We start from the raw sequence: 13115 nt of genomic DNA on the forward strand, positions 1-13115 counted from the left end.
AAAGTCGAGAGGAGATCAGGAAATGTCTGAATATATAATACATACACAGCAGCTAACCAGGCGTTTTGGAAAACGAGAATTTGTCAAACAAATAAATCTCCAGGTACCTGAGAAGCAAATTTACGGATTTTTGGGACCAAACGGGGCGGGAAAAACGACCACGATTCGTATGCTACTCGGGCTGATTAAATCCACATCCGGGGAGATTGAGATTTTTGGGAAAAAGCTCAAGGATCATCGCATGGAAATATTAAAGGATGTAGGTTCTCTGGTTGAATCACCTGCCTATTATGCCCATTTGTCTGCATATCGAAATTTGGAAATCGTTACAACAATGCGTGGGCTGCCGACCCGAAAAATTCATAAAGTGCTGGATTTGGTGAGATTAAGCAAAGATGCGTATCGACCGGTAAAAGGATACTCCTTGGGGATGAGGCAAAGGCTAGGAATTGCCATGGCGTTGATTGCTGATCCCAAATTGTTGATTCTTGATGAACCGACGAATGGTTTGGACCCGTCTGGTATCCAGGAAATTCGGGAGTTAATTATGAGCCTGCCTGATGCTTACGGAATGACGGTATTGGTTTCGAGCCATCTACTAAGTGAAATCGAACAGATCGCAACCTATGTAGGGATTATTAATCAAGGAGAAATGATTTTCCAGGGAACGATGAAAGAACTTACAGACAAAAGCAAGCCTCAATTATTCATTGAAACCCAAAATCCTGTTCAGGCTGCTGGAGCCCTGATGCAGCATGGATGGATTGCCGGAGCTGAATCCATGGAGCAAAAAGAGGTCATAACTCCTATTGTGGATCGGCAACAATCATCGGAGATGATCAAAGTGTTGGTAGAGCACAATCACCCCGTCTATCGGGTAAGGGAGAAGAAAAAAACATTGGAGGAAATATTCCTGGAGCTGACGGGTAAGGAGCGAAGTTTATGATACTCCAAGTTATCAAGGCGGAAGGATATAAGCTGAAAAAAATATGCTGGTGGCTTCCTCTAATACAGGGCTGTGTCCTTACAGGGATGACTGTCATGGAATGGTATCTCTACTTTCGTCAGGGGCCAGGAGGGGTCTATGCTGGTTTTGCGGTTATGTTTATGTTCATCTCGTTTGTGATGCTGCTTAGCGGTACACTTCTAGCAAGTATTATGGCGGGTACAGAGCATGATACCCAAACATGGAAGCAGCTTATGGCCATGCCGGTTCCCAGAAGCTACATCTACTTATCCAAAATGTTTTGGATTGTGATTCTGCAGTTTGGTACTGCCTTGATTACGATAGCAGGGATGAGTCTCATCTGGGTGCTGTATACAAACGAGTCCATTCCTTGGCGAGTTATGCTGCTGCAGCCGATTAACGCCAGCTTGGCTACTCTGCCTGTACTTGCAATTCAACTTTGGTTGTCTACGCTTTTTACTAATCAGGCATTCCCGTTAGCATTTGGCATATTTGGTTCTATTGCCAGCTTGTTTTTGGCACGAACCAGTATTCTTTGGATTAAATTATTACCTTGGTCGTATCCGGCTCTATCAAGTCCTCTAATTAAGGGATACGTAATGTGGGTGATCATTGCTTTATGTGCAGGGGTCATCTTCACAGGACTCGGTACTCTACAGTTTAGAAAGCATGAATTCAAATAGGAGGAGGAGAAGTATGGGATCCATTTTACGCGTGGAAGCGATGAAGCTTCAATGGGTCATGGTATGGATTCTCATTATATTAGATGCGGTTATCAATTCTTTAATGGGAGTCCTGGAACTGAACGATTTGAAGCAGTTTTATGAGCCTAGCTGGTTAATGCTATACACCTATGCGGCGCAATTTCACTCGATGTTTTTTTATCCGCTTTATTGTGGAATTATCGCTTCTCTTTTGTGCGCATACGAACATCGAGACGGGGGATGGAAGATTTTATTGAGCAGTCCATATCCCCGTCAGCGAATCTATTATGCAAAATATATATTGCTCATTCTCATCCTGTTTCTTGATCAGCTTACATTCATAGTAGGATATTTTGTAGGTGGGTATATAGCAGGTGCTCCAGGAAGAATCCCTTGGTTGCTCGTCCTTTCTACCGGATGGAGAGGGTGGTTCGGGATTCTACCATTGGCAGCCCTCCAGCTTATGCTCTCGGTGAAAATTCGCAATTTTGGAGCTTCACTAGGAATGGCTATTTGCTGTGTGGTGCCTAATATTGTTATGACAGGCTTTCACTCTTCCATAGGCGCATGGTTTCCTTTTACGATTCCTTATTATATCATGTTGCCGCAAACAGCGAGCTATGCTCCTAGAGTTGAGCCTTATAGTCTTGGTTTGATTGTACTTTTTACGTTTTTAGCCTATCTATTTGCTGGAAGAAAGATGTTTGTGAATAGAGATTGGCTGTAGCTAGTATTACAACCACAAAAGTCGAACTACAGCCATACTCACAATACCGACAACCACAGTAGCCAGCAAATTTTTGCTCCACAAAGCGGTCAACAGCGTAGGAAGGACCGCTATAAGTACTTGTCCATTAAGAGTGACCGTGGTTTCGGTTCGTACGAGCAGATTTTCCATGACCAGTGCCGTGAAGATGCAAATGGGGATGTAGGACAGCCACTGTAACACAGGTTTGGGCAACGTCAGTTTTTGCAGCACGACGAAGGGGATGATTCTCGGAATTGCCGTGACAATCATGCCGCCGATAATGATATACAGGACAATGGGACTAATATTCATTTGTCGGTTAACACTCCAATCGTTGCGGTGATCATGGTCGCTACAATGACTGCGATATGTGATGGCACCCACCAGGACAAAAGGTACATTAGAACGGCCATACATAGCACAAGCAGCAGGCGATGCTTGAGTTTGGAGGTCTGGACACTTTGGAGCTGGGAAATGAGTAGGGCCAGAAACATTGCAGGTAAGGCAAAGTCTAGACCAAAAGCTTCCGGCTGGGAAATCCAATTCCCTAGCACTCCACCAGCCACACAGGAGGCAATCCAAGCGAGATAAGCTGTAATATTAAGTCCGTTCATCCAGCGGTCACTGACCTGCCCGCCTTTAGCCAATTTATCCGACGCTACCCCAAAGGATTCATCCGTCAAAAGGATACCGATGCCTATGTTTTTCCACAGTGAGTATTTAGAAAAGTAAGGAGCCAATGACGCACTTAAAAGCAGATGGCGAGCATTCACAATAAATGTCGTTAAAATAATGACAGACGGAGGACTGGCTGCCGCCAGCATCGAGCACATAATAAACTGGGAGGCGCCTGCGTATACAAGCGCTGACATCAGACCAATTTCCATGGTGCTAACCCCTGATGAAGCGCCCACAATGCCAGCTGCGAATCCAATACATACATAACCAAGCAGTGTAGGAATACAATCTTTAACCCCTTGTAAAACGCTCAGTGAATCGGGCTTCGTTCCGCTCAATTCCGAAGCTATGGACATGTTAACCTTACCCCCAGTGTATAAATTTTATAATAGTATATAACGGAAATTGCGAAGTATCAATATATTATACAATTGTATGTTATATTGAATAATCCCTATAGCGAACAAGTAGTTCGTAAAAAAAGGGCGCCCCAGTCAGTTCATGACTTATGGGACAACCCTAAGGTGGTGGCTTATATAAGCTCTTGCCGTTTTTTCAGATATCCGTAGAGAATCATTCCCGAGACCGCGCAGATGGCTGCACATAGACCAATAACTCCATATCCCGCCTGAAGCCCGCGCAGTATGCCAAGCTCAGTGGTTGCGCCGTAGACTATCTTGACCCCTTCGATTACCCAGCCGATCACATAGTTGCCAATGACACTACCTATGCCCATCAGTGTGACGACGAACGTAATAGCTGTATCACTGTCTTTCGGATATCTCCGTGCTATGAACGCCATCACGGTCGGATAGATCATTGCAATGCCGGCACCCGATGCGGCAAAGAGAAACGCCAGTCTCTCCCCACCCGCGATTGCTGCAAACGTGCATATCGCTGAGAAGGCGGAGAATAGAATCGTCGAAAGTACAAACCCCATCCGGTCTGTGAGCGGACCAAGCAACAGGCGCCCCAACGAGAAGGTAAGAAAAAACGCTGAGAGCATGCTGGACGCCTTCACCGTGCTCCATGAATACGCTTTCTCTAAAAAGTTGACTAGCCAGCCCCCAACTGCGAGCTCAGAGACTACTCCAAACGACAGGATCATTACCATCATCCAGAGTGCCGGATCGCGGGTTAGGGTCTTGAGTGAGGTCCGTTCCTCATGCTGCAGATCGTCTCCCGGGAAGGTGCTGAGCAGCGCGGCCACAATCGGCAGCAGGCAGAGCGACAGCATAGCCAGATACATTCCCCGCCAGTCTAGCGTATGTCCAAATACCGTCAGTGACATGACTCCCGTCGCCAGCAAAGGGGCGACTGTTGAGCTAAGCCCATAGAAAAAGTGAGACAAATTCATCATCGTGCCGGTATTTTTCACAAAAATCCTCGCCCCCAAAATTGCGAGTGCAATCTCCAGCATGCCGTTCCCGATATACATCAAGAAGTAGGACGAAGCGAAGAACGGATACGTGTGCGACAGGTAGATGAACACTCCCGAGATGATCATGGAAGCAAAAGAAATGATGCTGACCGCCTTGATTCCCCACTTACGGACAAGGACGGCGGTGAACGAGCAGGCAATCAAATAACCAAGTGCGTTTAGAGACAACAATGTTCCGAGCTGCTGTTCATCCAGATTGAAGTCGAATTGAATGCGTGGAATGGCAGGACCTTTTATATTTTCCGAGATACCAAATACAATAAAGCCAATAAAAATTGTCGCCAGCTGCATCATGTACATGTGGCGGGACTTGCGGGTTTGCGGATTCAAATTTAGTCCCTCCTAGATAGTCAACGTTGATTTTCTCGCCTGTTGGGTGTTCAAGGATGGAAAAGTCACAGCATAGCAGCCTCCTTCAGGATATTACAGTAGTTTTGAAAAACGTTTTAGTAAGTGAAGTTTAAGGACATTTATAGTTAATGTCAACAGTAAATTATAGCTACAGCGGACACATTTGTGTATTCTTCATATATAGACTTTTGGATACGAGGAGGTATAATTCGGTGGATTCAATGCAATATATTATTGGTTCTAATTTGGCTCAAATTAGGAAAACTAGAGGACTTAGTTTGGATAAGGTGGCTGAACTGACAGGGGTTAGCAAAGGGATGCTGGCTCAAATTGAGAAGGGAAAATCCAATCCTACAGTAACCACGCTTTGGAAGATTGCGAACGGCTTGCACGTATCCTTCTCCACCTTTCTTAAAGAAGACCCGCCGCAAATCACGAAGATTCGGAGAGCAGATTTGCATCCGGTTATTGATGAGGAGGGTAACTATTTTGTTTATCCTGTATTCCCGTATCACTCGGAAAAGAAGTTCGAAGTGTTCACCGTAAGTCTGAAGCCAGGCTTTACACATCAGGCAGAAAAGCATCTCGGAGAGGAAACAATTCTCATGATTCGTGGAGAAATGTACTTTGAAATGCAGGGGCAACAGCTCCAACTGAGTGCAGGGGATGCGGTACAATTTCAAGGATCTGATATCCATACCTATCGTAATGATTCGGATGAGGATGCCGATTTTTATGTATTGATTTATTATGCGGATTAGTGGGATGATTAATGTAGTCTACAACAGACTTCCACACAGGATTCTGCAAAATCCTGAGATATAAAAAGAGAGCAACGAGGAAAAGAGAGGAAAGAACCCATGGAAAGCAAGTACATCCGAGAAACCTACTGCTTTAAGACGTCCCGAGTATTTCCCAACGATATCAACAATCATAACACGCTTTTTGGAGGCCGATTGATGTCGTATATCGACGATATCGCATCTATTGCTGCCGCCAAGCTGTGCCGTACGAACACAGTTACAGCCTCGACGGATTCGGTAGATTTTTTGCTGCCTATCCACCCGAGCGATTCTGTCACGCTGGAAGCGTTCGTAACTTGGACAGGCCGCAGCTCGATGGAGGTGTTCGTAAAGGTGATTCGCGAGGGATTGATGACTGGCGATCGCAAAATTGCAGCTACCGCCTTCCTGACCTTTGTGGCATTGGACGAGAACAATCGTAAAGTGACCGTCCCACAGGTGATTCCGGAAACAGAGGAGCAAATACAATTACACCAGACGGCTCCATCGCGCGCAGCCATACGGCGTCAGCGGAGGGAAGAAAGCAAGCAGCTGGCTAGTTTTCTGACGACAGATTTTCCGTGGGAAGTGTAGTGTACTAGACATCACCCATTTTACCGTTTTAGCATAAAAAGGAGCCGTTTTCCGTTAGCGATCACTACGACTGTTCGGATGACGGCTCCTTTTGATAAGGATCTGAGCTATTCCACTTTGACTACACGGAAATGCTGGTTCGTCCCGCCATTATCGCCCCATTGAATGGCTTTGGCTCCATCGGCAGTGGCACCTTCGGAAATGTCGATTAGCTTGCCCGTTGCCCGATTTTTCAGCTTGTAATAGCCTCCGGTTACGGATACGAGCTGCCAATGCTGGCTGGACCAGCCTCCATCATTCCACTGTTCAATAACTGCGCCGTCCGATGTAGCACCGCTTTCAACACCAATCAGCTTCCCGCTGTTCCGATTCACAATTTTATAATATCCGCCGCCTGCATCCTTAAGCTGCCATTGCTGGCTTGGCGCTCCGGAATTCGCACGCTGCTCTAAATCTGCTCCGTCTGTCGTCGCATTGCCAATGATGCCTAGCGACTTGTTGCTCTTGCGGCTTACCAGCTGATAATAACTATCCGGGTCGATGACCATCGGCGTAGTTACGCCCTCCACCACACCACTGGCGGTATCAATGTTAATACTGTCGAACCAATCCATGGCTAATGAGGTTGCAGTTGGAAAACGCAGTGGCAGCCACACATATTGCGAATCCTGCACAGGACCGCTCCACGCCCCAGCCCAACGGTCGCCTAAGTACAGATACGAGGTCGTCTGCGTACCTTCAACAGGAATGACGTAGGCCGACTGTGAGCCATAGGTCGTACTATCCCCGAAGTTCATCGTATTGCTCCAGGTTCCTTCAATGCTGGACGCGGTAGCATACTTGGCCTGATTCGGATTCCAGCCGGTTGCCCCGGATGTAATCAGGAAGTAGACGTCTCCTTTTTTGAACATCGCCGGAGCTTCACGATATTGTCCTGGCCAAAGTGTAGTCACCAGCGATTCAACTTGAAGGAAATCCGGTGTCAGACGATAAATGTTCAGATCCGCGTTTACCCGGGTAGCCGAAATCAGATATGCAGTACCGTTATCGTTGTATACGGTCATATCGCGCGAATCATAATCCAGCGGACGGAAGCTGCCCTGATACGTATAATCACCGTCTACAGTATCGGATGAAGCAACTGCTACTCGGGCTTCGTTGTAATTAATCCCGTTTTCCTTGTGCATCCATAATACGTATTTGCGTGTTTTTTCGTTATAAATCACTTTCGGACGTTCAATATTCGACACATTCAGCTCTGCCGCCGAACTGCTGGTCAGCACGTTTTTACGAAACTCCCAATTTTTTAAATCAGAGGAACGATAGGCGGAGACCGCCTTGAACGTTCCATTCGGATTACGATTTTCACCAAACCAATAATAATAACCGTCCACTTTAATCATCCCGCCCCCATGGGCATGGACCACGTTTCCATCTGTATCTTTAAACTGAACGCCATTTACTACATTCGCTGAAGCAGCTGAAGCGATCTTAGGTGAAAACATCTGAAAAATGCTTAACGAAAGCAAAATAGTGAGCATAATACACAGCAAGCGGGCAAAATCATATCTCATTGTTTCGTCCTCCTCTGCATGGTTATTTTAAAGCGCTTTCATTAATAGCTATGAAGTAGTTTTGATAGAGCTGCTTATCCCAATTGTATCCATATTGAATTGAAAGTGCTAGAGTAGTATATTGACCATGTATATGGCAAGCGTCATCCCAATTTAACAGACTTTAATCAACTGGTGAGTGTTACAAACTGGCTAATATCCATTAGGTATACAGGAGGCGACCATGGAAATATACGCAATTGATACAAGTAAGCCGGAGGCTGAGCGACATTATGAATTACTGGTAAATCAGGTTTCACTGGAAAAACAGCACAAGTTGGATCGTTTTTTACATCGAGAAGACGCTTTGAGGGGATTATACGCCGATGTGCTACTAAGGTGGTTGGTTTGTCGGCAATTAAGAATACCAAATGCCAGCCTACGGTTTACATACAATGCTTTTGGCAAGCCCTCCTTGTTGAATGCGCCGGCATTCCATTTTAATGTTTCTCATTCGGGAAAATGGGTAGTATGCGCCATTGATGATCACCCGCTTGGTATTGACATTGAACAGCTCCGTCCTATTGATTTTGAGGTAGGCAGGGTATGCTTTTCAGACACAGAGTACGATGCATTAATGCAGCAGGATGCAGAGAGTCGTTTAGCCTATTTCTACGATCTTTGGACGCTTAAGGAAAGTTTTGTGAAGGCTGAAGGGCAGGGGCTAACGCTGCCATTAAAGTCATTTTCATTCGAGTTGGAAGCACGACCGTCTATAGGCTTCACGACAGAAGGTTTTACTACAGAGTATTGTCATTTTAAGCAGTATGAACTGGACCCAGATTATAAAATGGCTGTCTGTGCAGCTCATGATCATTTTGCACAAGAGGTACAGCAGATAGATATAAATAAACTACGCTTGGAAGTAGCAACTTTGGCGTAATATGCTGCAGATCAAGCGTATAGGTGGAAAAAAGGAGATGAGTGGCGTTGACATTCGTTTTGTTCAAACACGGCAGGTTATATGGGGACTGGGCTTCCAAAGGAGACTCCATCGTTGTACAGCATGGCCGCATACAGGCTATTGGATATGCCCGGGAGCTTGAATTACAGTTGTCCGGTAAGGAGTACGAGACGGTGGATTGGGAGGGTGCCAATGTACTGCCGGGCTTAACTGATGCCCATATGCATTTGTCTATGCATGGTATGAAGCTGGCTATGCTGGATTTTACATCAGCTACTTCTAAGGACGAGATGCTGGCTATGCTGCGCAAGCGGGTCGCTGTAACACCGCCGGGAGAATGGATTTTAGGACTTAATTGGAACGAAAACGCATTTATTCCTGTTGAAATTCCAAATATAGCTGAGCTGGATGCCATTACAGATCAGCACCCGGTATATCTGACTCGTACGTGCTTTCATACGTTTTTGGCCAATTCAGAGGCATTTCGGCGTGCAGGTATTCACGAGAACACCCCTAATCCGGCTTCAGGAGCCTATGGACGAGACGCAGAGGGGCGGTTAAATGGATTGATTTATGAGGAAGCATCCTTTGCCTTTACAAGCGTGCAGCCAGAGCCGGATTATTCAGCGAAGAAGGATACGATGCGGCGGGCTTGTCTGGATGCGCTACGGCTGGGTCTGACTGCTGCGCACACGGAGGATTTGCGTTTTTTGGGCAGCATAGAGACGATGCAGCGAATTTACAAGGAGCTGAGAGAAGAAGGTCTTGCTTTTCGCACACACCAGCTCATCTATCATCCATTTATGGAAGAAGTGAAAGTACAGGAGCTGCGTGCAGGTACCGGAAATGAGTGGTTCAAAATCGGTGCGATTAAAATGTTTGCTGATGGCGCTATTGGTGGGAGAACGGCTTTATTATCCGAACCTTATAGTGATGCTCCACATACGTGTGGAATGGCGATTCAATCACAGCCAGAGCTGAATCAGATGGTGGCAGCAGCCAGAGCCGCAGGCTTTCCAGTGGCTGTACATGCCATCGGAGATGGGGCGGCGCATATGATTTTGACAGCAATGGAGGCCCATGGACTAACGAAGGAAAGCGGGGTGCCGGATCGTCTGATTCATGGGCAGGTGCTAAGGGCTGATTTGGTCAAAAGAATGGCGAAGCTGCCGCTGATTGCAGACATCCAACCACGTTTTGTCGCAAGTGATTTTCCCTGGGTGCTGGAACGGGTTGGTAAAGAACGGACCGAATATTTGTATGCCTGGAAAAAGCTGCTGCAAGCAGGCATTCCGTGTGCTGGAGGCAGTGATGCGCCGATCGAGCCCCTAAATCCATTTCTGGGTATACATGCGGCAGTGACTCGCGCCAAGCCGGAAGAAATGCATGAGGGCTATCTTCCCGCTGAGAAGCTGGATGTTCACGAAGCCATTCATCTGTTTACTATGGGAAGCGCCGTAGCGGCTGGGGAAGCTGATGAAAGAGGGACAATCGCTGAAGGCAAAGCCGCTGACTTTACCGTTATTGACCGCGATGTATCGGAAAGTCACCAGGCTTTGCTTGATGTTAAGGTACGAATGACCGTTGTGAACGGGCAAGTTGCATATCGGTCGTAGGCTGGTAATACGTATGTATTGAAAAAGCCTTCAACTTCACTTTTTACGTGAGGTTGAAGGCTTTTGAATTTTTACAAGCCAAGCTGTATGAAGCGGTCCGCATTTTTCACACTGGCCCACAGGTCAGAGCTTGCGCCGCCTGGATACCAGTATGCGAAGCCAGCAAATCCTTCATCCTGACCCAAGCGGTACTTACGAGTGAAGGATCGCCCTTCTTCCAGCCATAGCTTATGAAGCTGAGTATCTTTGTAAGACACGGTATACTGCTGAATATCCTCGTTCCAGATCGGTTTGGAGGAGATACGGGATACCAGCAGATTTTGCTGATTTAGTGAAATATCAGAGGAAGCGATTGACTGCCCGCTAGCGTTGAGAGTCCAATTCCGTGTAAACAACGGCAACGCCAAAATTGCTTTTTTCGGATCGGTGGTTTGTACAAAGCGTCGTACGCTTTCACGCAGCCATGGTAGTGAGGACACGGAGCCGGGGATCGAGCTTCCCCCCCAATGCTCGTCATATCCCATCAGGATTAGATAGTCTGCAGCAGCGCCAAGTCTTTGATAATCAAAAGCGGCAGTCCAGTCCGTTCCGTAATCAGGAGATACACAGAGCGCCAGTACTGCATTTTGACTTTTCAACTTCACTTTTAATTGTTGGACGAACAATGTAAGATAGGCACGGTCCTGACCATCTACATTTTCAAAATCAATGACAAGCCCGTCTAAACCATGTACAGATACAGCATTGGCGAGCTGAGTTATGGTTTTAGCTCGTAGAACCTCACTGGACAGAATTTGGTGCGTCAACGCCAGATTGGAACGGTTGCCCACCATAGCCCAGATTTTTTTTTGATGCTGTTTGGACCAGATAAGCAGCGAAGAGTTAGTGTAATCGCTGATACTGCCCGTTTCGTTCAAGAAAAACCAGCGTGGTGACAGGGTGTTGATGTTGGATTGAAGCACCGTATTTTCAAATTGCTGAACGGTTTGGTCATATTGCCAGCCTAATCGAATGGAAGAAGCGGTGGAAGCAGCTTGGCGAGCATGCTGTGTTGAATACGCCAGCAGACGCTCTAATAATGCCGCTGTTTCTTCACGAGTGAGAGAAGATGCCGGGTGGAAATAGTTGTTTTCACCTTTCATAAAGCCGTAACGATTCACGGTGGTTACCCCTTCAAGAGCCCAATCTGCAATTTCGTCACGATCGGTGAAAGAGGATGTGGTGCCAACTGATCCACCCGAAGAGCGGATGAGACGTGCAATCATTAAGGCTGCTTCTTGCCGGGTTATAGGACTGTTGGGTTGGAATGTGCCGGACGTTCCTCCCTGGACGATATCGAGCTGCGAAGCCGCTTCAATCCAGCCGTAGTACCACGCTTGTTTGGGAACATCACGGTAGGAGGAAACAGCTGCTTGTACAGGCTTCAGAGCGAGGGCACGGTCCAATGCGGTAACCCACTCAGCTCTGGTAACGGCCTTTTTCGGAGAAAAGTAACCAGATTGGGTACCGTTCAAAATTCCTTTAGCGTGCAGGGAAATAATAGACTGATAGGCGTAGCTGTGTGAAATATCTCGAAAAGCTACGCCGGATGCTGCTGCCGGGGCAGCTAAGTATGAAGTGAATGCTGTGAATATTGTAATGGCTGTAGTTGCTGATAGAGTAAACCTGGTTAGCCAACGCGATCGTTTGGAACTCATCCCCAATAACCTTCTTTTTTATGATAGATTGTAAGTGTATATATTGTTACTCGACGAATAATACTATCAAAAAGAGGAAAGTTATTCATTGCTAAATTGCTGGAAAAATACCAAAAAACCCGCTACCAATAGGTAACAGGTTTGATATTGGATAAACTATGCTTTTTTGGCATACATAATACCGATCGTTTGTGGACCACAGTGACTGGATATAACACAGCCTGCTGTTGTTAGTAGTACCTCTTGTGCGTTCGTTTCCTCTTCCAGACGTGCTTGCAGCATCAGCGCATCTTCCTCAGCCAAAGCGTGCACGACAATGATCATATCGTTATCCATCAAATCCCGCTGGTTCAGGGCATTTTGCAGCATTTGTTCTAGTGCTTTTTCACGTTTGCCGCGGACCTTGTAGGCAGGCGTCATTTTTCCATCAATCACTTTGATTACCGGACGAATTTTGAGCAGACTGCCGATCAGGTTTTGCATGCCTGAGCATCTTCCGCCTTTATATAGATATTCGAGTGTATCAATCACAAATTCCGTGTCGATTAGCGGTCTGGTTGCCGTCAACATGTCTACAATCTGCTCTATCGTACTACCGTTTGCTGCCGCGCGAGCAGCTTTCATTACAAGCAGGCCAAAGCCGCACGAGAGATTCAGAGAATCAAAAACCGTAATGCGACCTTCTGGAAATTCGGAGGCAGCGAGCAGCGCATTCTGGTACGTCGATGATAGCTCGGAGGAAAGACTGATATATAAAATGTCATCTCCTTGTTCTATGTAGGGCGTAAAGGCTTGAATAAAATCTGCCGGAGAAGGTGCGGCGGTACGAGGTAAGCGTCCCTCGCGGCTGACACGCTGAAATAATTGTTCCGGGTGGATGTTCACCCCATCTTGTAATGCTTCATCACCAAATACTGTATACAATGGCACAATGCTAATCTCGTACTGTTGACGCCAGTGGGCAGGAACATCACTGGTACTGTCTGCAAAAATTTTAATTTTGTTCATACATTAAATCCT

General features: G+C 46.5%; 13 protein-coding genes. 7 read left to right on the plus strand and 6 right to left on the minus strand.

What is annotated here, in order from left to right; translation table 11 throughout:
- Positions 1 to 22: 22 nt before the first annotated feature.
- The 3 genes from ACN6NF_RS07530 to ACN6NF_RS07540 are packed head-to-tail and all read left to right on the plus strand — an operon-like array spanning position 23 to position 2398.
- Positions 23 to 946, plus strand: a complete 924-nt coding sequence (locus ACN6NF_RS07530; protein WP_447250002.1) for an ABC transporter ATP-binding protein — start codon at positions 23 to 25, stop codon at positions 944 to 946.
- Complete coding sequence (locus ACN6NF_RS07535; protein ID WP_474316546.1) at positions 943 to 1650, plus strand: ABC transporter permease; 708 nt, start codon at positions 943 to 945, stop codon at positions 1648 to 1650. The genes ACN6NF_RS07530 and ACN6NF_RS07535 overlap by 4 nt, the downstream gene beginning before the upstream one ends.
- A 13-nt stretch (positions 1651 to 1663) precedes the next feature.
- Complete coding sequence (locus ACN6NF_RS07540; protein ID WP_474316548.1) at positions 1664 to 2398, plus strand: ABC transporter permease; 735 nt, start codon at positions 1664 to 1666, stop codon at positions 2396 to 2398.
- Between the two features lie 6 nt (positions 2399 to 2404).
- Here ACN6NF_RS07540 and ACN6NF_RS07545 read toward each other — a convergent pair whose 3' ends face one another.
- The 3 genes from ACN6NF_RS07545 to ACN6NF_RS07555 all read right to left on the minus strand — a co-directional run bounded on the left by ACN6NF_RS07545 (position 2405) and on the right by ACN6NF_RS07555 (position 4868).
- Positions 2405 to 2731, minus strand: coding sequence for an AzlD domain-containing protein (locus ACN6NF_RS07545; RefSeq protein ID WP_474316550.1), 327 nt, complete (start codon positions 2729 to 2731; stop codon positions 2405 to 2407).
- Positions 2728 to 3453, minus strand: a complete 726-nt coding sequence (locus ACN6NF_RS07550) for an AzlC family ABC transporter permease (RefSeq protein WP_016820470.1) — start codon at positions 3451 to 3453, stop codon at positions 2728 to 2730. The genes ACN6NF_RS07545 and ACN6NF_RS07550 overlap by 4 nt, the downstream gene beginning before the upstream one ends.
- Before the next feature lie 176 nt (positions 3454 to 3629).
- Positions 3630 to 4868, minus strand: coding sequence for an MFS transporter (locus ACN6NF_RS07555; protein WP_017426681.1), 1239 nt, complete (start codon positions 4866 to 4868; stop codon positions 3630 to 3632).
- Between the two features lie 233 nt (positions 4869 to 5101).
- Between ACN6NF_RS07555 and ACN6NF_RS07560 the strand changes: the two genes are divergently transcribed.
- Both ACN6NF_RS07560 and ACN6NF_RS07565 read left to right on the plus strand, forming a co-directional pair.
- On the plus strand, positions 5102 to 5650 hold the full coding sequence (locus tag ACN6NF_RS07560) for a helix-turn-helix domain-containing protein (protein ID WP_474316552.1): 549 nt from the start codon (positions 5102 to 5104) through the stop codon (positions 5648 to 5650).
- 99 nt (positions 5651 to 5749) lie between these two features.
- Entirely contained in the window at positions 5750 to 6265 is a 516-nt protein-coding gene (locus ACN6NF_RS07565; RefSeq protein ID WP_014599583.1) for an acyl-CoA thioesterase, read from the plus strand.
- A 107-nt stretch (positions 6266 to 6372) separates the two neighbouring features.
- Here ACN6NF_RS07565 and ACN6NF_RS07570 read toward each other — a convergent pair whose 3' ends face one another.
- Positions 6373 to 7839 carry an RICIN domain-containing protein gene (locus ACN6NF_RS07570; RefSeq protein WP_474316553.1) on the minus strand — a complete coding sequence of 489 codons (1467 nt, stop codon included), beginning with the start codon at positions 7837 to 7839 and terminating at the stop codon, positions 6373 to 6375.
- A gap of 223 nt (positions 7840 to 8062) precedes the next feature.
- Here ACN6NF_RS07570 and ACN6NF_RS07575 point away from each other — a divergent pair, with 223 nt between their 5' ends.
- Positions 8063 to 8761 carry a 4'-phosphopantetheinyl transferase family protein gene (locus ACN6NF_RS07575; protein WP_474316554.1) on the plus strand — a complete coding sequence of 233 codons (699 nt, stop codon included), beginning with the start codon at positions 8063 to 8065 and terminating at the stop codon, positions 8759 to 8761.
- 47 nt (positions 8762 to 8808) lie between these two features.
- Positions 8809 to 10398, plus strand: coding sequence for an amidohydrolase (locus tag ACN6NF_RS07580; RefSeq protein WP_474316555.1), 1590 nt, complete (start codon positions 8809 to 8811; stop codon positions 10396 to 10398).
- Between the two features lie 71 nt (positions 10399 to 10469).
- Here ACN6NF_RS07580 and ACN6NF_RS07585 read toward each other — a convergent pair whose 3' ends face one another.
- The gene (locus ACN6NF_RS07585; protein WP_474316556.1) at positions 10470 to 12095 is read right to left on the minus strand and encodes an S-layer homology domain-containing protein; all 1626 of its coding nucleotides are present in this window, start codon (positions 12093 to 12095) and stop codon (positions 10470 to 10472) included.
- 156 nt (positions 12096 to 12251) lie between these two features.
- Positions 12252 to 13103, minus strand: coding sequence for a DegV family protein (locus tag ACN6NF_RS07590; protein ID WP_474316558.1), 852 nt, complete (start codon positions 13101 to 13103; stop codon positions 12252 to 12254).
- Positions 13104 to 13115 lie beyond the last annotated feature (12 nt).

This window comes from Paenibacillus sp. TSM33 (assembly GCF_056099025.1).